Origin of the sequence: Prosthecobacter dejongeii (assembly GCF_014203045.1) — a bacterium.
GTDB lineage: Bacteria > Verrucomicrobiota > Verrucomicrobiia > Verrucomicrobiales > Verrucomicrobiaceae > Prosthecobacter > Prosthecobacter dejongeii.
In genome coordinates this window covers 64,606-84,106 of sequence record NZ_JACHIF010000007.1, presented here as the reverse complement: position 1 = coordinate 84,106, position 19,501 = coordinate 64,606, and the positions used below count along the sequence as shown (strand labels likewise).

The 19,501-nt window shown below is 53.9% G+C and carries 21 protein-coding genes and 1 pseudogene; 9 read left to right on the top strand and 13 right to left on the bottom strand.

Going from position 1 to position 19,501, the window contains the following annotated elements:
* Positions 1-25 precede the first annotated feature (25 nt).
* The gene (locus HNQ64_RS16100) at positions 26-178 is read right to left on the bottom strand and encodes a hypothetical protein (protein WP_184210446.1); all 153 of its coding nucleotides are present in this window, start codon (positions 176-178) and stop codon (positions 26-28) included.
* 132 nt (positions 179-310) lie between these two features.
* The gene (locus HNQ64_RS16095) at positions 311-766 is read right to left on the bottom strand and encodes a hypothetical protein (RefSeq protein ID WP_184210444.1); all 456 of its coding nucleotides are present in this window, start codon (positions 764-766) and stop codon (positions 311-313) included.
* A 322-nt stretch (positions 767-1,088) separates the two neighbouring features.
* Here HNQ64_RS16095 and ilvB point away from each other — a divergent pair, with 322 nt between their 5' ends.
* From ilvB to ilvN, 3 genes are all read left to right on the top strand, one after another.
* On the top strand, positions 1,089-2,816 hold the full coding sequence (gene ilvB / locus HNQ64_RS16090; RefSeq protein WP_184210442.1) for a biosynthetic-type acetolactate synthase large subunit: 1,728 nt from the start codon (positions 1,089-1,091) through the stop codon (positions 2,814-2,816).
* A gap of 64 nt (positions 2,817-2,880) precedes the next feature.
* Positions 2,881-3,666 carry a DNA-methyltransferase gene (locus HNQ64_RS16085; RefSeq protein WP_184210440.1) on the top strand — a complete coding sequence of 262 codons (786 nt, stop codon included), beginning with the start codon at positions 2,881-2,883 and terminating at the stop codon, positions 3,664-3,666.
* Positions 3,667-3,708: 42 nt separating this feature from the next.
* Positions 3,709-4,254: an acetolactate synthase small subunit gene (gene ilvN, locus HNQ64_RS16080; RefSeq protein WP_184210438.1), complete on the top strand. Its 546-nt coding sequence runs from the start codon at positions 3,709-3,711 to the stop codon at positions 4,252-4,254.
* A 292-nt stretch (positions 4,255-4,546) separates the two neighbouring features.
* Here ilvN and HNQ64_RS16075 read toward each other — a convergent pair whose 3' ends face one another.
* From HNQ64_RS16075 to lspA, 8 genes are all read right to left on the bottom strand, one after another.
* On the bottom strand, positions 4,547-5,245 hold the full coding sequence (locus HNQ64_RS16075) for an SET domain-containing protein (RefSeq protein WP_184210436.1): 699 nt from the start codon (positions 5,243-5,245) through the stop codon (positions 4,547-4,549).
* 16 nt (positions 5,246-5,261) lie between these two features.
* Positions 5,262-6,134 (bottom strand): ferredoxin family protein, encoded by an 873-nt coding sequence (locus HNQ64_RS16070; protein WP_184210434.1) that lies wholly within the window; start codon positions 6,132-6,134, stop codon positions 5,262-5,264.
* Between the two features lie 24 nt (positions 6,135-6,158).
* Complete coding sequence (locus HNQ64_RS16065; protein ID WP_184210432.1) at positions 6,159-6,530, bottom strand: hypothetical protein; 372 nt, start codon at positions 6,528-6,530, stop codon at positions 6,159-6,161.
* Between the two features lie 112 nt (positions 6,531-6,642).
* Positions 6,643-7,197 carry a DUF1353 domain-containing protein gene (locus HNQ64_RS16060; RefSeq protein WP_184210431.1) on the bottom strand — a complete coding sequence of 185 codons (555 nt, stop codon included), beginning with the start codon at positions 7,195-7,197 and terminating at the stop codon, positions 6,643-6,645.
* A gap of 79 nt (positions 7,198-7,276) precedes the next feature.
* A complete protein-coding gene (locus tag HNQ64_RS16055; protein WP_184210429.1) occupies positions 7,277-8,365 on the bottom strand; it encodes an SAM-dependent methyltransferase in 1,089 nt (362 codons plus the stop codon).
* A gap of 111 nt (positions 8,366-8,476) precedes the next feature.
* Positions 8,477-8,713, bottom strand: coding sequence for a hypothetical protein (locus HNQ64_RS16050; protein WP_184210427.1), 237 nt, complete (start codon positions 8,711-8,713; stop codon positions 8,477-8,479).
* A gap of 116 nt (positions 8,714-8,829) precedes the next feature.
* Positions 8,830-9,534 (bottom strand): hypothetical protein, encoded by a 705-nt coding sequence (locus tag HNQ64_RS16045; protein WP_184210425.1) that lies wholly within the window; start codon positions 9,532-9,534, stop codon positions 8,830-8,832.
* Between the two features lie 567 nt (positions 9,535-10,101).
* Positions 10,102-10,596 (bottom strand): signal peptidase II, encoded by a 495-nt coding sequence (gene lspA / locus HNQ64_RS16040; protein WP_184210423.1) that lies wholly within the window; start codon positions 10,594-10,596, stop codon positions 10,102-10,104.
* Positions 10,597-10,740: 144 nt separating this feature from the next.
* Here lspA and HNQ64_RS24490 point away from each other — a divergent pair.
* The 5 genes and pseudogenes from HNQ64_RS24490 to HNQ64_RS16020 all read left to right on the top strand — a co-directional run.
* Positions 10,741-10,878: pseudogene (locus HNQ64_RS24490) on the top strand (LacI family DNA-binding transcriptional regulator); the annotation flags it as partial.
* 309 nt (positions 10,879-11,187) lie between these two features.
* On the top strand, positions 11,188-11,766 hold the full coding sequence (locus HNQ64_RS23980) for a LacI family DNA-binding transcriptional regulator (protein ID WP_246431073.1): 579 nt from the start codon (positions 11,188-11,190) through the stop codon (positions 11,764-11,766).
* Positions 11,767-11,821: 55 nt separating this feature from the next.
* Complete coding sequence (locus HNQ64_RS16030) at positions 11,822-12,661, top strand: L,D-transpeptidase family protein (protein WP_246431072.1); 840 nt, start codon at positions 11,822-11,824, stop codon at positions 12,659-12,661.
* Positions 12,662-12,712: 51 nt separating this feature from the next.
* On the top strand, positions 12,713-13,708 hold the full coding sequence (locus HNQ64_RS16025; RefSeq protein WP_184210419.1) for a zinc-binding alcohol dehydrogenase family protein: 996 nt from the start codon (positions 12,713-12,715) through the stop codon (positions 13,706-13,708).
* Positions 13,709-13,773: 65 nt separating this feature from the next.
* Positions 13,774-14,505: a segregation/condensation protein A gene (locus HNQ64_RS16020; RefSeq protein WP_184210417.1), complete on the top strand. Its 732-nt coding sequence runs from the start codon at positions 13,774-13,776 to the stop codon at positions 14,503-14,505.
* Between the two features lie 9 nt (positions 14,506-14,514).
* Here the strand turns inward: HNQ64_RS16020 and mutM are convergent, their stop codons facing one another.
* The 3 genes from mutM to HNQ64_RS16005 all read right to left on the bottom strand — a co-directional run bounded on the left by mutM (position 14,515) and on the right by HNQ64_RS16005 (position 17,158).
* Positions 14,515-15,327: a bifunctional DNA-formamidopyrimidine glycosylase/DNA-(apurinic or apyrimidinic site) lyase gene (gene mutM, locus HNQ64_RS16015; protein WP_184210415.1), complete on the bottom strand. Its 813-nt coding sequence runs from the start codon at positions 15,325-15,327 to the stop codon at positions 14,515-14,517.
* 72 nt (positions 15,328-15,399) lie between these two features.
* The gene (locus HNQ64_RS16010) at positions 15,400-16,287 is read right to left on the bottom strand and encodes a hypothetical protein (protein ID WP_184210413.1); all 888 of its coding nucleotides are present in this window, start codon (positions 16,285-16,287) and stop codon (positions 15,400-15,402) included.
* Positions 16,288-16,354: 67 nt separating this feature from the next.
* Positions 16,355-17,158, bottom strand: coding sequence for an immunoglobulin domain-containing family protein (locus tag HNQ64_RS16005; protein WP_184210411.1), 804 nt, complete (start codon positions 17,156-17,158; stop codon positions 16,355-16,357).
* A gap of 290 nt (positions 17,159-17,448) precedes the next feature.
* Between HNQ64_RS16005 and HNQ64_RS16000 the strand changes: the two genes are divergently transcribed.
* A complete protein-coding gene (locus HNQ64_RS16000) occupies positions 17,449-19,476 on the top strand; it encodes a DNA gyrase/topoisomerase IV subunit A (RefSeq protein ID WP_343075904.1) in 2,028 nt (675 codons plus the stop codon).
* Positions 19,477-19,501 lie beyond the last annotated feature (25 nt).

The window sequence follows — 19,501 nt, the reverse complement described above, 5'->3', positions numbered from 1 at the left end:
GTGAACAGAGCAAGCCTTGCAGCGATCAAGGGAGACTGTTTGGAGGGCATTCCTCCTCCCCGGCGCAGCAACTACCTTTAGCGATGTAGCATTCATCGCAGATGTGCATGTCGGCCACGGGATGGGCTTCGGGGTAGCCGCAGAAGTCGCAGGGCAGAGAGGCGGGGGTGGTGGACATGGTTGCCTCTATAAATACGGGCGGGTGGCCTGCGGGCCAGATGAAAGTTCGCTCCTGTCCACGCGCTTTAAAGAAGACGGCGGTCCTCCAAAAGGACCGCCGTTGATAGAAAGGGGGTTGTAAACTGCGCGATTAGCGCATGGAGGCAGCAGGGGCGCGTGGCTTAGGTGGTGGGTTTTCGCCGAGGATCAGCTTTCTCAGCATGGGGCGGATCTTGGCATCCGTGTGGCCGAATTTGCTCATGTCTGAGCCACTGGTTTTGTATTCCACGCTGCCCGTCACCTGACCGCCCTGATGGAGCTCAGCCTTGAAGTAACGAAGGTACATGGCCAGGTCCCAAGCCCAGTTGGCAGTGAAGGTCAGGTAAGGTTCATTAGTCGCAGGGGGTGCATCTACCAGGGTGGTGGCGATTCCCATCTCCTGCACCTGCTTCACCACTTCGGGCTGCATGCCGGACATGTGGAGCTTGGTATTTTTGACAATCGCAAGCTTGGTCAGGGGCGGATTCGGAGCGGTGCCGGTGTACTGAAGTGAATTACACTGACAGAGAAGGAGGCTGGTAACGACTAGGACTAGGAGGTTTCTCATGGAGTCCATTTTGTATGTCTGGGCAGGATTCTTCTCAAGGTGAGATTGAATGCAGGAACAGTTTTTTTCATCAGCACGTTAAAACCTCGAGAAGCCTTTTTGATGGTAACGACCCGGCACACACCCAATTCGTTCAAAAAATGCCATTTTTTCAAATTAACAAACACCAACAAAACGTCACTTGATCCAAATTCATCAATTTTCAAACCACCACCACAAGACAAAAACCTCAATTAACCCCAAAATACCTCATTTTTAGATTGTATTTTCGAAAAAACCCTTCAAACTAACCTTCGTAAAAGATATTTTATCTGACAACCTTATGAGCACACCCCAATTGGATGGCGCACAAGCGCTGATCAAAACCTTGGCCGATCTCGGCATCGAATACGTGTTCGGTTATTCCGGCGGCGCCGCGATCCCGATTTTCGACGCATTGGAAACCATGAAGACGAATATGAAGTTCGTCCTCGTGCGTCATGAGCAGGGTGCCGTCCACATGGCCGACGGCTACGCCCGCGCCACAGGCAAGCCTGCTGTGGTTCTGGTGACCTCCGGCCCTGGTGCTGGCAATACTATCACGGGCTTGATGACCGCGCAGATGGACAGCGTGCCGATGATCGTGCTCTGCGGTCAGACGGTGAGCTGGATGCTGGGTAAGGATGCCTTCCAGGAAGCAGACATCTTTAACATCACGGCCCCCGTGGTGAAGCACAACTATCTGGTGAAGGACACCAACTCCATCCCCCGTATCGCCCGCGAGGCCTATCACATCGCCACCACCGGTCGTCCAGGCCCAGTGCTGATTGATATCCCGAAGGATAAGAGCCAGGCTCCCTTCACCGGCAATTATGATGAACCGATGGACCTACCGGGCTATCACCCAGAAGAGGCCTTCAACATTGATTCCAAAGGCATCAAAGAAGCCGCCCGCCTCATTGCCCAGTCCAAGCGTCCGATCATCCTCGCTGGCCAGGGCGCGATGATCGCCCGTGCGGACAAGGAACTTCTGCAACTCGCAGAAACCCTAGGCTGCCCTGTGACCACCACCCTGCTAGGCAAAGGGGTGTTCCCGGAGACCCACTCTCTGTCACTCGGCATGCTGGGCATGCATGGGACTGCCTATGCGAACAAGGCCATTTGTGAGGCCGACCTCATTCTTAATGTGGGCTCTCGCTTTGATGACCGCATCATTGGCAAGCCGGACAAGTTTGGCCGTAATGCCACGCTGATCCACATCGACATTGATGCCGCCGAGTTTAATAAGATGATCAAGGTGGACGTGGCGATCAAGGGCGATGCAAAAGCTGCCCTCACGGCTCTGCTTCCCCTAGTGGAAAAGCTACCCACCGAAGATTGGTTGGAGCATGTGGATGGTTTCAAGAAGAAGTTCCCTCTTGGCTACAAAAAGCAGGGGGGCCTGCGCATGCAGCAGGTGATCGATGAATTGTATAACCTCACTCAGGGTAAGGCCATCGTGACCACGGACGTGGGTCAGCACCAAATGTGGGCTGCCCAGTTCTACAAGAACGACGCCAGCTACCACTGGATCAGTTCCGGCGGTGCCGGCACCATGGGCTTCGGTTTCCCTGCCGCCATCGGTGCGCAGCTGGCCTGTCCGGACAAGCTGGTGGTTTCCATTTCTGGTGACGGCGGTTTCCAGATGACCTTGTTTGAACTGGCCACAGCCGCGATTCACAAGCTGCCGATTAAGATCCTCGTTCTGAACAACAGCTACCTCGGCATGGTGCGCCAGTGGCAGGAGTTGTTCTTTGAAAACCGTGAAAGCGGTGTGGATCTGGTGGGTAACCCCGACTTTGTGAAGCTCGGTGAAGCCTATGGCATCAAAGGATTCCACATCCGCCGTCCGGCTGATGTGGAGCGTATCCTGCAGCAGGCTCTCGATTACAATGAAGGCCCGTGCATCATTGAGGCCGAGTGTATCAAGTATGAAAACGTGTTTCCTATGATCCCTGCAGGTGCCGCCCTGGAAGACATGATCATTGAAGCACCGAAGCATAAGATGGAAAAGCCGACCGGTTCCACGTGATGAAGTGCGGCTATTTGTGCCCTGCCCTTTGCGGCAGGGCCCCTGGCCGCCCTTCCCTGCCCACATGAAACTCAACACCGTCATCAAAGGTGATGCCCTCAAAGAGCTGAAAAAGCTGCCTGATGCCATCGCCCAGACGGTGATCGCCGACCCTCCCTATTTTAATGTCCTCGAAGATGAAGCCTGGGACACGCAATGGAAAACGCCTGAAGACTACCTCACCTGGTGTGAGAACTGGGTGGCTGAATGCCTGCGCGTGCTCAAGGACGACGGACTTGGCTTCATCTTTGGCCAATTAGGAAAACGCGAGCACACCTTTATCCACCTCATGTCCCGGCTCTGCCAGCAGCACCAGTTTCATGATCTCATCATTTGGGATCGTGCGGTGGGCTACAATGAGCGCCGTGACAGCTTCACTCCGCAATACGAGATGATTCTCGTGCTGAGGAAAAGTGAGTCCGTGAAGTTCAATAAAGGTGCGGTCCGAATCCCTTACGATGCGGACACCATCACCGCTTACCTACGGGACCCACGTTACAAAAATAAGGAAGCCCGCAAGGCCCACCTGGATCAGGGAAAATTCGCCACCAACATCCTCCGCGTACCCAGTCTAAAAGGGCTGACCAAGGAGAAATGCGGACATCCCAGCCAGAAGCCCCTCGCATTGATCCACAAGCTCATCGCCTGCGCTTCAGACGAAGGTGACCTTGTGGTGGACCCCTTTCTCGGCAGTGGCACCACCGCTATCGCCGCAGAAAGCCAGGGCCGCCAGTGGATCGGCATTGAGCTCAGTGCTGACTACGCCAAGCTCGCCCGTAAACGTCTGAAAACACAACGCGCTTCCGCCTAACCTTTTTTAATTCAAAAAAACTTTTTCAAACACATCAGTACCATGAGCGACCGCATCCCCGCCACCACGGACAAAAAGCCCGCCCCGCAGGCGGACATCATCAACATCCACACGCTGAGCGTGCATGTGAACAATCAACCCGGCGTCCTCGGCCGAATCTGCGCCGTCTTCAGCCGCCGTGGGTTCAACATCGAGTCCCTCGTTGTGTCCCAGACGCGGGATCCCCGCTTCAGCCGCATGACCATTGGCATCAGCGGTCATCCCGAAGGCCTGCACCAGATCATCATGCAGGTGAACAAGCTCATTGATGTGATCCATTGCGTGGAGCACACCGATCGTGACGCGGTGGCGAAAGAAATGGTGCTGGTGAAAATCTCCGCCGGTCCAGACCAGCGCACCGAGATCCTGCAAATCGTGGAACATTACGGCGGCAAGACCGTGGACCTCCAGGAAGACAGCCTCATTGCCATGATCACTGGCAACACCGACAAGGTGGACGCCGCCGTGCGACTGCTGAGCAAGTTCGAGATCGTGGAAACCGTGCGCACCGGCAAGGTGGTGATGGCCCGCGGCCTGGAGACGACCTAGTCACCCAGACAGGGACGCATTCATCTCACGTAGTCCTTTGAAGGAGCCGGTTACACCGGCTCCTTTTTTTGAATCAGGATCGCATCAACAAAGATTTTTTTTGGATTGCTGTAAGCCCCCCCTAGGCTGAATCCACAATCCCGGCAGGCGCCCGCAGAATGGTGCAAATGTGTTGCCGACCTGAGCGGATGTGTAACCCAGCACTGCGGCCTTCCGCGAAGGAGACTGTGCGGGCCCGTTTTTACTGGGTCATCTCACGCAAGATATGCAAATGACCGCCCTCTTAAGGCAGCTATTTTTTGCGAGAGGAGCGCTTTTTTTGGGGAACTTTAGCGGTCTCTTTTTGAGCCACTTTGGTGGTAGGAGAAGTAGGCTCGCCAAGTTCATCGAGTTGTTGCTGAAGCTCAGCCGCACGAGCTTCGAGAGCGGCAATTTTTTCGGCACGCTGAGCGCGGGCTTTCAGAATACGCCTTAACTTTGGCCAGTATTGCTCATCAACGATGTAGCCGACACAGGAAGGCTTGCCACAACGGCATGGGTGGTCCTCCCAGGTATCGAGGGCAAAACCGTAATTGAAAGAAAGCTCCTCGCCTTCGGGAATGTCGTACTTGGCGTGGATCCAGATACGGCCACGGCTGATGAAGGCCTCGCAATTGGGCTCGCAGGAGTGGTTGATGAGCCGGGCGGTATTGCCAGAGGTGCTGCCGTCGAGGTCGTGGGTCTTATTCAGCGTGAAAATGTAAACAGCGGCACCACCCGTCTTGGCCGCGCGGGCAGCAAGGGCATTGCCCCGGCGCTCGCTTTCAGCCTTGGTGATTTTTTCCCCCGTGTATTCGATGATAGGAGTGCCTGCCGGGATAAAAGTGCGGGAAAAGATCCCCCGCTGATGGATGGCAGAGCGGCGGACGATCCACCATTTTTGGGGAGTGACTGTGGGCATGAGGCGATGTGCAGCGGATGTGGTGCCGATGCCACTGGGAAAGTCAGGCAAACGGCAAAGTTTCCATCTAGGAAGCAGGCTGCTGGCTAGGCTGGGCAGCGAGAGCAGCGGCGGCACGAGCCTTTGCCACTTCGGCCTTGCGAAGAATCTCGTCAGGGCTGGGGAGGGAGGCGAGGACATCCATAGGGATAAAGCCATCACTGACGAGTTTGGTGAGGCATTTTTTGCGCTCATCGAGAGCTTTGTCAGGACTGCGCTCTTTGCTGAAGCGGCTCTTGGCTGCGGCACTGCGATCCTTGAGGGCGGAGTAAATATCGCCGCCGAGGAGGGAGGAGATATCCACCTTCATCTTTTCGCGGCCATGATCGGCAGCACTGACGTCGTCGCCATTGATGGGGCCGGCCTGGTATTTGGGGAACATGATGGCCACCTCCGGGCAGACGCGAGAGCAAGCTGGGCAGTTGGTCTTGCAGTTGTCGTTGTTCTGGACCTGGATCTTGTTCTCGTCGCTAACGCCATACACATCGAAGAGACAGAAGCTGAGGCACTGCATGCAGTTCGTACAACGACTGTAGTCAATGACGGGGAACCAGGGCTTCCACTTGCCCGGTTCGTTCATGGGCTTGTCACCTCGCGTTTTGTCCACCAGCGCGACGACGGTTTCGGGATCAAGATCCGTGATGTCGCGGGTTTCGATTTGGATGCGGCCAGTGACGTCCTCAAGGGCTGGGGCCTGGCGCTGGGGAAAGGTGCCTAGGAGCAGCAGGGTGTGATCGTCCGACGATGTGGGAGTGACGCTGGTAGGGGTGACGCGGGATACCGCATAGCCTTTATCGAGCAAAGCAGTCAAGACCTTGAGGCGGGCCTCGGGCGGTAGAGGCAGGGCGCCATTTCCTTCATAAAGGACGACTTTCAGGGGGCGGGCGGTATGAGTGATCATGACGATGGCAGGCAGGAGGAAAAATCAGTCTTGGGCGGCGACTGGTGCAGGCGTGGGAGTCGCAGCACCCGCAGGGCGAAGCATCTGCTGGGTGATGTCCTCGGCAGTTTGGCTGCGCATGTTTAAAATCTCCGTCCCCTCAGGCAAGGGTGCACCCGCCTGATGGAAGAGGCCGGTTACAGCACGCGGATAGCAGGCGGCGATGCGCAAGTGACCACACTGGGAGAGTTGCTGCAGGCGGGGATCTCGATGGGCAGCCATTTCGCAAAGATCCGAGACCGTCTCAAAGCTGGTACCGGAATCGCAGAGCTGTGCGAGGACTGCGTTTTTAACCCCAGAGGGAACGACCTGAGCATAGGCGCAGCGGCAATAAAGGAGGACTGGGGCTTCGGGCATGTGGGGGGACGAAAGAGATAACGCAGGGCGGAGGCGGATATGGCGTCAAATATTGCCGTTTTCAGCCTGCGGATGCAATAGCTGAGATTGCCCACGCTTTGGATAAACCTGCTTAGCGCACCCCAGAATCAAAAAGGTGCTGGCGGAATTGGGGCCAAGTAATATTGGCGGGCCAAGTTCGGGGATCGCGATAACTTGCAGGGATGACTTTGAATAGGCCCTGCTCGCGCTCTTTTTGGTTCTTCTTCCAGGCGGACTCTCCGCCGGCGCGTACGCCAGCATGGATGGCCTTTCGTTTCACTTCACCCACACCACAATCTTCCATGGCCGCAGCGAAGATGCGGTCAGCCTCCGCGCGGTTGGTGATCTGGGACCAGTAGAGCCAGTCGTGAATGATGGCCGGGTATTGATACGCTTGACCGCCCGCCTCAAAGTATCTGCGCAGACTTGGCGGGATACTGGCGTGATCGGTCACAAAACCCGCAGGGACAAGGATCTTTTGCCCGGTGACGACATCCACATACTCCAGGTCAGCGTGGAGCATGGCATGGCGATGATCTGTAAATGCTACCGTCGGTGCGGGCGTGATGCTAGCGCAATGCGTGAGCAACCAAGTAGCGAAAAGCGCCTGGGTGGCACGAGCAAGAAGGTGAAGATTGGATGTCATGGAAATGAGAGAGGCTAAGGCACAAGCAGCCTAACAAAAAGAATGACCAGTAAAATCCATTATAAACTAGCCTCCTGCCCTACCTCCCCCCCTTTTCAAAAAAGAGGGTAAACTCGTGACGATTGTAGGTGAGATGCGTCTGCGCAAAGAGGCGGAGGCCTGCCGCAGTGGCGGTCTTGACGATCTTGCAGAAGAGATCACAGGGCTCTTCCACGGTCTCGATGCGGGGCACCTTCAGAGTGAAAACGATGAGGCCCCGGGGCCGCAGGGAACGGGATAGGCGGATGACGTGGTCCAGCGACTCGAATGGAGGGCCATTAAGATCCGATAAAAGAGCATCATACACAGTGCCGTCTTGGGGGGTGAAAGTGGCGACATCGGCATGGATGAACTTCAACCCAGCTCGGCCATTCAGGCGCTTGTCCAGCGGAGCCCGGTCAATCGCGGTCACGCGCTGTTCACGGGCGAGGAGCTCAGATGTCATGCCTCCGGGGCAGGCACCTAACTCCATCCAATGACTGCCGGCAGGCATGGGCGGGCGGTGCAGCAGGAGGTAATGCAACGCCTCAGCAATCTTGGCCCCTGCCCGACTGATGGTATCTGGGGAATCTTGATCTATGTACTTGCTGCCACCAGGAAACAAACCATTGCAGAGGCGGGGAGACTGCAGGCCGGTGAAAAGCCCTTCTTTGCCAACTAAGCAATAGAGCGTGCTAGCGGTGGGATCTTGTTCTTCCACATTTCCGGCGACCATCTTGGGAAAGACCTGAAGAGCTCGCCCCCTCAAATTGGAAGCGAGGCTTTTATAGTATTTGTCTGGCGATGTGGGATTGAGCTGGCCGATAAAAAGCCCCTGCGGCTGGCTATCCCCAAACTTTTTCAAAAGTGTCTGCGCTGCTTTTTCAATGAACCCTTCCATTTTTTGCGGATTGCAGGGCCAGGTGTGATGCATGGGCAGATTCCAGCGCACAAACTTAGCCACTTCCGACTGATGGATAGCCTGAGGTTTGGCAGCCTTGATCAAATAGTATTCATGCCCCAAACGAGTACATGATTCGGCACCAAAGGGTCCCAAAATCTCCTTCGAAAGACCTTCGAAAATTTCAGGAATGCGTACCAGCCAGGAACGAGTTTGGGAGGTGATGGAAAAATCTGCGACTGGAGTCATGAATCCGTGAAGTCGCCCCAGGCAGCGTCGAGTGCAAGTGGGGGCTTCAAAAGGAAAGGCCTACTTATGCCAAACAATGGCTGCCCTCCATAAAACTGCCGACCCTACGGTTTAAGCCATGGCAACTTCGGCCGAAACAAAAGGAGCAGAAAGGGAAGTCCAAAAGGAACTCAGAAAACGAATTTTTGGAGAGGTTACTGGGCGAGTGGCTGCCACAAAATCAGCGACGACTTCTGCATTAACAAAAGAGGACGTCGTCTGTCCGAAGGCGCCCATTGATGTCCAGCCAAGAGAAATCTGATCTTCAGAATCGCGACACGAAAAGTTGGAATGCGAAGGAACGTTCATAAAATTGAGAAGACGCTTTACTAGGATTGCGATTTTATTGAATTTGAAAAGGATGATTCTTTAAATTGGCTCGCTTCATTGATTTGAGTTTGAGAAACGAGTCACAAAAATGATAATTAAAGGCCAAAAGGATGACGAGGGGTGAAGCCAGCGTAGCTACGGCCCTTGGTGCGCCAGCGTGGGCCCTCGCCCACCTTGCCACCTGATGTGTCCAGACGAAGGCCGCACACGGTCATGAAAACATGGTCACCAGGCTTCACCCAGATCGTGATGAAGCGACCTTCTCCTGGCTGGCCATATTTAGCAAAGCCAGCCGAAGTCAGTGGGCTTTTCAGTAATCCAGCTTTGATCAGGGTGTAAGACGTCGAGCTAGAACAGTCGTAGGCGCGGTCTTCAACACGGCCATGACCAGCGCCACGAATATAAGGGCTGCTTTGCAGATGATTCGCAGCATTGATAAGGTATTGGACCTGCCCAGGGAGGCTTGCGGAGCAAGCAGCATATTTGCCATCGAATCGAATCAGTGAACCGGCTGCTGGAGCGGTGCGAGCTACAGGCACTGCACGGGCGACCATCATCTGCTGCTGCATCTGGGCATGATAGGCAGCAGCTTGCTGTTGCTGGGCATGATAGGCTGCCCAGGCCTGCTGTTGCTGCATCTGGGCATGATAAGCAGCGGCTTGCTGCTGCTGTGCGTAGGCAGCCTGCTGGGCAGCGTAGTGGCTAGCTGCATAACCATACTGGGCGGAAACAAACTGGGGGAAAACAAGAGCCACCAGGAAGATAGCGAGCGCGGCGAAAGTTGTGGAAGCTGTTTTCATGGCAGTTTCTTGTGATTGATATGGTAATTATATCAAAAACTAGAATTGCCGCAATGATTAAATCATCATTTTTTAGAATTTCTGTAAATTGAGAGGCTTTCGTTTGATCGCCAGTTCGTTTCACTTTTCAAGCCCAGTCTAAAAATGGCCTTAATCACCTCATTTTCAATGATTTATCATAATAAATCATCAAAACATCACTTTTTTCATACCAAAAGAAATTTCGATACCAACGATCAAACCCTTATCATTTTCTGGATTTTACTGTGAAACCAAATTTTCTACCTGATGAATTTTAACCTCATTCTCTCTGAATCGTAGTGTCAGTTGTCCTACATGGTTTAGAGAAGACCCCATTTCTCAGAAATGCAAAGACACCCCTTGATTCGAGTTTTTGGGTCAGTGGCTCAATTCTTCCGATTGAGATTGATCCCCCTCGTGTGCTCTGAAAAAGAGGGTGATCTGAAATGAAAAAGTGCTTCTGAAGCTTGCGCCGCGACAAATAGGCACAAAAAACCCGCTTTTGGCAAAGCGGGTTCAAGTTATCAGAACTGCGATGGAGAAGGATCAGGCTTTGGGCTTCTTGGTCGGAGTAGTTTCTGTGAATGAGGCAATGGCTAGGCAAAGGGCTGCCACGACGACGCAAGAGTCTGCCACGTTAAAAGAAGGCCAGGGGTTGAATGGACGAAATCCGAAATCAAAGCGCAGGAAATCCACAACATAACCGTGGAGTAAACGATCTGTAAGGTTTCCAAAGATACCAGAGATCAACAACGCCACCGCTGTCCGACTGAGTGTTCCAGGAAAGGCACCTTTTTTATACATCCAGATGATGAAGGTGAGAGCCGTCAAGGAAATGGCACCAAAGGCATAGTTTGCATATTCAGTGCCATTGAACATGCCAAAAGCGACACCTGTGTTGGCCGTGTGGTGCAACCAAAAAATGCCGGGAATAACTTCCTGCTCGGTGACGTGGAGCTCGAAATGTTTCACGATCCAAAGCTTCGACCACTGGTCGAGAATGTACAAAGGGATAGAAAGAAGAAGCAACAGACGGATCATGATGAGGGAAAATGAGAAGCCGAGATTCGGCAGTAGATCCCCATAAGCAAGGCTGGAAGACTTCTCAAGCACTCACCCACCCGATCCAGAGATGAACTTGCAGTGCTGCCCCCGAACAGATTACTGTGAAACACCCCCAAAAATGTGAGTAGCCCGACCCTTCAGGACATTGCCGATCATCTTGGCGTCTCCAAGATGACGGTGTCCCGTGCCCTCCGTGGGGAAGCTTACGTAGCAGCGGCTTTGCGAACTCGTATTTTAGAAGCAGCGGCAAATTTAGGTTATCGGCCGGATCCTGAGATCTCTAAACTGATGACGCACATGCGACGCAAACGGCGATCTCAGGCCCCAAGGACGTTAGCCTTTGTTTGGGCGGAGAAGGAACCCCAGGACCTAGGCCTTTCAGCTTGGTCTCGCCAGCTTATTAGTGGAGCTAAAGCACGGGCAGAGACTTTGGGGTTTCAGTTGGATGAATTTCACTTAGCGGGCAAAGGAATGACGGGCCGCAGGTTATCAGACATATTGGAAGCACGCGGAATCCCAGGTTTCATTCTTTCCCCGCTTATCTCTCGTAGCCGTGGGCATGTGTCCATGAGATGGGAAAAATTCAGCAGCGTAGTCATCGGCCTGGGGTATGCACGCCCCGCCCTGCATCGCGTGCATCATCATCATTATCTTGGCATGATGACGGCAATGCGACAGTTGAAAAAACTCGGCTACAGACGCATCGGTTATTACGGCGGCAGTGTGATCAATGAACGGATGTTCGGCGCATGGTCAGCCAGCTTTTTAGCGCACCACCCACTCCCCCTCAAACAGGCGGAAATGCTGCTGGGCCTGCGCCGAGAACCCAACCGCTCAAATTTTTTAGAATGGCTAGCCAAAGTCAAACCCGATGCCGTCATCGAAGGCGGACATCTGGTCGCGGACTGGTTACAGGATATGACAGACTCCAAACATCTGGGCGTAGTCACATTAGGGTGGCGGGCAGACCGCCCCCAGGTGGCCGGTGTGGACCAGCAGGCAGAAGTCCTCGGGGCAGCAGCGGTGGATCTCCTTGTCGCCCAGGAACAACAGAATGAACGGGGTTTGCCCCAGCATCCTAAGATCGTCATGACCGAGGGCACATGGCGGCCCGGAGAATCCGTACGACGACGAGGCGATCTTTGATCACTTTAGATCAAGAGTTCTCTATAGAATAAGGCTCAGCGATTGTCCCTGCTGCATGAAACTCAAAACCTTCTGGATTCTACTTTCGGTGGCGGTGGTGTTGGCCTTTTTCGGTGCAAAGCCTGCCCAGACGATGTGCATTGATTGCACTTTCGCCCCTTCGCTGCCAGGAGTCTCCACTTGGTTAAGCAGCCCCAGCACGATGAAACTCCCCTACCCTCCACCGCCCTCTCCTGAGGAGTGGCGCCTGCTCAAGCCTGATGAAAGACTGAAACACACACGTGAGAGAGTCCTCGAACCATTGACTCAAGAGTTGATGGAACGGGACCTTCAGCTTGGCGCTTCCACTTTCTTGCGAGTTTTCAAAGAGAGCCGTGAATTGGAACTCTGGCTGGAATCTCAACGTGGATGGAAGCTTTTTCGCAAGTATCCAATCGCCGCTATGTCTGGAGCGTTAGGTCCTAAGTTGAAAGAAGGCGACGGGCAGGCACCGGAGGGATTTTACGGAGTCACCAAGTCTCGACTAAATCCAGGCAGTAGCTTTCATTTGTCGTTTAATATTGGTTATCCAAATGCCTACGATGTCATGCAGGGCCGCACGGGCAGCTTCATCATGGTGCATGGTGGTGAGGTGAGCATCGGCTGCTTTGCCATGACAGATCCTTTGATTGAGGAGATCTATTTGATCGTGCAGGCGGCTTTGACCAACGGACAAGATGAGGTGCCCGTGCATGTCTTTCCTTTCCCTGTCACTGAGGAGCGTTTAGCTGCGGAGTCGAAGAATGCGGCTAATGCTTTTTGGCAAGAATTGAGACCCGGGTATGAAGCCTTCGAGCGAAACCACACCCCACCGACTATCGAAGTCCAAAAAGGATGTTATGTTTTGCAGCCGTGAGCGGATCTTGATTGCCGTAGGTAGCCAGCCCTGTTAGCAAAAGCATGAATCATGCGCGCGCTCCAGCTTGCTCAATCTCGGACTCTTCGATGGATAGACCTTCCTGAACCAGCAGCTCCAGGTCCAGGAGAAGCACTCGTGGCCATTCGGACCATCGGCATCTGCGGCACAGATCTCAGCGGTTATTTGGGCAAGATGCCTTTCATTGAATATCCTCGCATTCTGGGTCATGAGCTGGGCGTGGAAGTTCTTGCCGTAGGGCCAGATGTACACACTTTAAAAATCGGAGATCGTTGCTCCGTCGAGCCTTACCTAAACTGCGGCCACTGCCATGCTTGTCGTCAGGGCCGAACCAATTGTTGCGAAACTCTCACCGTCCTGGGGGTGCATTGTGATGGCGGCATGCGGGAAAGGATGGTATTGCCTGCTCACAAATTGCACGTGAGTGAGACGCTAGACTTTGAACAATTAGCCTTGGTAGAAACATTGGCCATCGGCTGCCATGCAGTGAACCGCGCAGCCATCTTGCCTGAGGATGATGTGCTGATCATTGGTGCAGGCCCGATTGGCCTCACGGTGTTGGAGTTTGCCCGTCTGGTAAGTTCACGCCTCACGGTGCTGGAGCTTAGCGCCAGCCGTCGGGCTTTTGTGAGACAGCATTATCCAGGAATAACGGTGGTGGAAACACTGCCAGATGAACCCGCCGCACAGGTGGTGTTCGATGCCACGGGCAATGCCACATCCATGGCACGGGCGCTCAGCCTCGCACGTTTTACCGGACGCATCGTGTATGTGGGCATCACCAAAGATCCCATTCCTTTGGATGATCCTTTGCTGCATCGGCGGGAGCTCACGCTTCTGGCCAGTCGAAATGCTCACGCGAGCGATTTCCCCCGCATCCTGTCCCTCATTCAACAAGGACACATCCATACCCAGTCCTGGCTCACCCACCGCGCAGACTGGAATGATCTACCTGCTCTGATGGAAACTTTAACGACACCTGGCACAGAATCCGTCAAGGCCATCGCAAGAATTCCCTGCTCCTAAAGCTCCCATATAGCTCCTTATTTTTCTCCTCGCTTCCGGGTGGTTCCCTGCCATAAGCTCACGGGGTGGAAGACAAGGATTACAAGGTCAAATTGGAAATTTTCGAGGGCCCCCTCGACCTACTGCTGTATCTCATCAAGAAGGATGAGATTGATATCTATGACGTGTCCATCGGGCGCATCACGAAGCAGTACCTCGACTACATCAACACCTTCAAGATGCTGAACATCGAGGTGGCCAGTGAGTTCATCGTCATGGCCGCGAACTTGATGTATCTTAAAAGTCGCGAGCTTCTTCCTCAGACTCAGCAGCCTCCAGATGAAGATGCGGATGAGGAAGATCCGCGCTGGGAACTCATTCGCCAGTTGGTGGAATACAAAAAGTTCAAAGACGTGGCTCAGTTCCTGGGAACCCAGGAAGTCAAAGCCGACGAGTTTTTTGCCACCACCCCCGAATTACCCGACCTCAGTGCGCCCGCACCGGACGTGGTGGGTCAGGTCGGCATTTTTGACCTCATTCGCGCCTTTCAAAAGGTGCTGAAGCGTTTTGAAAACTCCACGGACATTCGAGAAATCGTCAGCGACCGCTACAGTGTTGCGGACAAGATCGAGCACCTCCTAGAAGCGATTCCCATGGGAGAGAGGGTAAGATTTGACTCCCTTTTTAGCTCCGCGGCCAGCCGAGTGGAGGTCATCGTTACCTTCCTCGCAATGCTTGAATTGATGAAGCTGAATCATCTTATGGTGGAGCAGGAACAGATGCTGGGAGACATCGTCGTGATACGACCTGTGCTATGACCGGACGGCTTACTGTTGACAGGTGGGGCAGTAGAAAGTGGAACGGTTACTCATCACCACGCGTTTGATCACGCTGCTGCATTGGTGACAGGCATCCCCTTCCCGATCATACACACGGAGGGTCTGCTTAAAGTAACCCGGCTCTCCCTTTTCATTGAGAAAATCGCGCAAAGTGGTGCCGCCCATTTCAATCGAAGCAGCCAGGACTCCCTGGATCGCCGCTACGAGCTTGGCCAAACGCGGCAAGGTCACTTTTCCCGCCGCTTTTTGTGGTGAGATACCCGCCATAAAGAGAGCCTCACAGGCATAGATATTGCCCACTCCCACCACGGCGTGGCTATCCATAATGACCGCTTTGATGGGCGCACTCCGCCCTAGACACTGGCTTTTGAGATAAGCAGCGGTGAAGTCTGCAGAAAGTGGCTCTGGCCCCAGCTCTGCCAAGAGCGGGTGCTCCCCTGACTCGCCTTCGATGAATAAGGCCGCCCCGAAACGACGAGGATCATGCAAGCGAATCTGCATACCGCGATCTGTCGTTAGCGCAAAGTGATCATGCTTTCGCCACGGTGTCGCAGGGTCGGTCACTCGCAGGCTTCCTGACATGCCCAGATGCAGCAGCAAGGTCCCTTTAGGTGAGCCAAAGAGTAGATACTTTCCCCGGCGTATGCCCGACGTGATACATTGCCCTTCCAGTTCATGAACGATCGCCGGCACAGGCCATCGCAGGCGCGGATCACGCACGATCACCTCACGGACGACTCGACCGACAAGGTAAGGAGAGACCCCACGCAGGGTGGTTTCGACTTCAGGAAGCTCAGGCATGGAAAATCAATGATAGGATGGAAGTGTTCCCACCCGATCTCAAGCACTCCTCTCCCCTTTCATCGCCGCAGGCTAGGGCTCAAGCAAAGCTTGAGCAGTTGCACGAGCAGGTTTTTCCCATGAGCTAACGTCTGCTTGGCCAAAGGCGGTGACCATGCGCCAGGTGCCTGAAAATCCCGCAGGCACGGTGGCATCGCTAAAACACTTCAGGTAGTATTTTCGGTAACTGTTTGGCACATTCCAAATCATCGGAATGGACTTGGCTTCAGGCGGGGATTCGAGGAGACGCGACACGGCAAAATGAGAACTCTTCGGTTCATAAACGGACATCCAATCTACTGGACCATTGATGAAAAACTTTCTTGCCGTGGCGGGGTCATCCGTGAGAGGGCCTGAGAGGATTTGATCCGGCTTATCGTCACGCCCAGCGAGGAAAGCAGAGACGCTGGGTGCCCAAGCATGCATGAAGTGATACACCAGTTTCAAGGGCTGGGCTTCGACTGTCCGAAAGGTGGTGGTTTCATAAACACGGTTGTCGCGGACTTCGATGATGTTGGTTAGGTCAAATGAACGAATGCGAGAATGCCGCTCAAAGCGAAAAGTTTGCCCCTTCATTTCTGCCGTCGGCTTTTCCACTCGCTTTCCATCCAAAATGAACGCTAGTGATTTCAAAGGCTCAGGCTCGTTTTCCAAATGACCCGTGCCGATGAACCCCACATCAGGAAAAGAAAAGACAGTGCTGTAGGCACTGCGTTCTGTCGTCATGGCAGCGCCATGGTAGTCCAGCCGAGCAGGCGTCCATTGAGAGGCCTGACGCAGCACCAAAGTCAGATCACCACAGGTGACCGTCACCCTGGGAAGGTCTGGCCCCAAATTGGGTTTAAAAGGCTCTTTGGCATCGCTCCAATTCCACGAAAGACAGATGAAAGCGGCGATAAGAAAGGCAGAAGTGCGAACCATGAGAGAGCATTACGCGGACTCATCGGTCATTCCTTGCGGCCACCTTTGTGCAAACAACTCCGCCTTATTATTCCGGAGCCGTTTCCGATGAAATGGCCCCTTGCAATTGAAGCAATATTTTGACTCGCTCCACCGTTCGCGCCAGTGCTTCGGAGCTCTGATGCGCATCTGCCGTGAAGGGAATATCCAGGACTCCTTTGAAGGCGATTCGATCCAACTGCACACCATGGCCCGGTCCCGCCAAAGAGGGCTCCATGTGGTCACACTGTCCTGTTAGAGTTCGAGGAGCCAAGATGCTCTCAAGCCCTTTTCGCAGAGGTATCAAACTGTTCGCTCCTTGAAACCAACGCAGTGACCGATCCGCTGCTGGGTGCCCCTCCACCAAACTGCTAAAAACCGTCGTCGCTCCAGGTCCTGATCCGGTGGAATCCGCTCGAAATTCATTAAGATACTGCACACTGAAATGCTTCAGCTTCCCCGCCTGGGTGACTAAAATCATGGCGGCTAGGTCTGACTCAGTAGCCGTCCTTTCGACCAATAAATAGCCCGCGACGCCCATTCGCATATTCTCGTTGCCAGAATAGGTCTGGCCCGTTCCGGTCAGTTTATAGATGAGCACTCCCGGCTGCTTTAGGTTTAACATTGCGGATGCCGAAGCTTTGAGCGGTGGCTTGCTCGCCGTCACGGTGTAGGTGCCTGCTTGATCGGCATTCACCCCAGTCACGGATAAGGTAGGATAGATGGCCCCACTGATGGGTTTGCCATTGAATGCCCATTGATAGGCCACTCCCAGATCCCCACCCGCGACGGCTGCGGTGAAGTTAGCAGTTTCCCCCCAGAGGGACGATTTGATTCTGAGGCAAAGTTTCAAAAACTAGAGAGTGCAGGACAAAAAACGAGCAGTCATGAGATACCTATCCTTATTACATAAAATCTCTTTTATTAAGTCTTTTATCATGGAGGGGATTTGAAGTTGGATGCCTAATGGCAGGAACAATTTGGCCAATACTTTGACTGCCAGAGAGCTCATCAGGACATCGTCCCGGAGCCCACGCTTGCCAGACGGACGGGAGCGTCTATTCTCGCAACCCGTTTTGACAGGCGTCCCCGGGGCATGCATGTGACTGGTGCACCTGTTGCAACCCCTTTCCCTTTTTTATCGTGGCCAAGAAATCTACCAAGACCGAAGACACCTCCCCCATCCTGGCGGACAGCGCTCCCATCGAGATCAAACCGGTGGATGATCTCTACGGGGACTGGTTTCTGGACTATGCCAGTTACGTGATTTTGGAGCGTGCCGTGCCCCACATCAACGATGGCTTTAAGCCTGTGCAACGCCGCATCTTGCACAGCATGGATGAGCTGGAAGATGGCCGCTACAACAAGGTGGCCAACGTGGTGGGCAACACCATGAAGTATCACCCCCACGGCGATGCCAGCATCGGGGATGCGATGGTGCAGATCGGCCAGAAGGACCTTCTGATTGATATGCAGGGGAACTGGGGGAACATCCTCACGGGAGATAATGCGGCGGCACCTCGATACATCGAAGCCCGCCTGTCCAAGTTCGCTCTGGATGTGGTCTTCAGCCCCAAAGTCACGAACTGGGCCGCCAGTTACGATGGACGTAACAAAGAGCCTGTCACTCTGCCAGTGAAGTTCCCCATGCTGCTTGCGCAGGGGGTCGAAGGCATCGCTGTGGGTCTGAGCTGCCGCATTTTGCCACACAATTTCATTGAGCTCTGCGATGCCAGCGTGGCTGCACTGCGCGGCGAAGAGGTCTATCTGGTACCGGACTTTATCCAGGGCGGCATCATGGATGCCAGTGACTACAATGGCGGGCTGCGAGGCGGGCGCATTCGCGTGCGGGCCAAGATCGAAGAAGGCCAGAAAAAGAACACGCTGCGCATCACGGAGATCCCCTTTGGCACCACCACAGGCGGGGTGATGGACTCCATCGTCGCTGCTAACGACAAGGGCAAAATCAAGATCGCCCGAGTGGATGACAACACGGCGGAGTTTGTCGAAATCGTGGTCCAACTACCCGTGGGAACCGATGTGGAGACGACTATCCAGGCGTTGTATGCTTTCACGGATTGTGAGGTCTCCATCGCACCGAATGCCGTGGTGATCCAGAATGACAAACCACGTTTTGCCAATGTGAACGAACTCCTCAAGGAGAGTGCCGAACACACCAAAAAGATCCTTGGAGAGGAGTTGCAGATCCAGCTCAATGAACTGGAAGAAAAATGGCATTTCAGCTCCCTGGAAAAGATTTTTATCGAGAACCGAATTTACCGAAAAATCGAAGAAGCTGAGACCTGGGAAGCGGTGATGGCCGCCATCTGGAAAGGCCTGAAGCCCCATCTCAGCATCCTCAAACGCCCGGTCACTGACGACGATGTGGCGCGACTGACGGAGATCAAAATCAAACGCATCTCCAAGTTCAACAGCTTCGAAGCGGATGAACACATCCGTAGCCTGGAGAAAGACATTGATAGCGTGCAGAAAAATCTGAAACAGCTCACCCGCTTCGCTATTGCCCACTTTGAGCGTTTGAAAAAAACCTATGGAGCAGGCCGTGAACGCCGCACTGTGGTGAGCAGCTTTGACCGTGTTGCAGCGGCCCAGGTCATCATTGCCAATGAGACTTTCTATCTGGATGCGAAGGAAGGCTTTGCTGGCACCGGATTGAAAAAGGAGGGTGAGCCTTTGTGCAAATGCTCACCTCTGGATGACATCATTTGGTTCACCAAAGAAGGCACGATGACGGTCGCTAAAATGGCACCGAAGATCCACGTGGGGAAAAACCTGGAATACATCAACCTTTTCAAGAAAGACGAAGAGGCCGTTTATACCCTGATCTATCGCGATGGCAAAAACGGCCCGGTTTTGGCCAAACGCTTCCGCATTGGCGGCATCACCCGAGACAAGACCTACTCCCTGGCTAAGGGCAATCCGGGCACCAAAGTGCTGTTTTTTGCCCGTCATGAAAACGAGGCCGATAGCGATGCGCAGAACCTTCTTGTGCATCTTAAGCCAGCCCTCTATCTGCGCACCCTTTCACTCAAATTCCCTGTTGCTGCCCTGGCCATCAAGGGGCGTGACTCTCAGGGTAACATCGTCACTAAACATGCCGTGGACCGGGTGGTGAACGAACGCAAAGCAAGTACGGGAGAAAGTGCCTGATGCCAGCGTATAAGAGGGTGATATC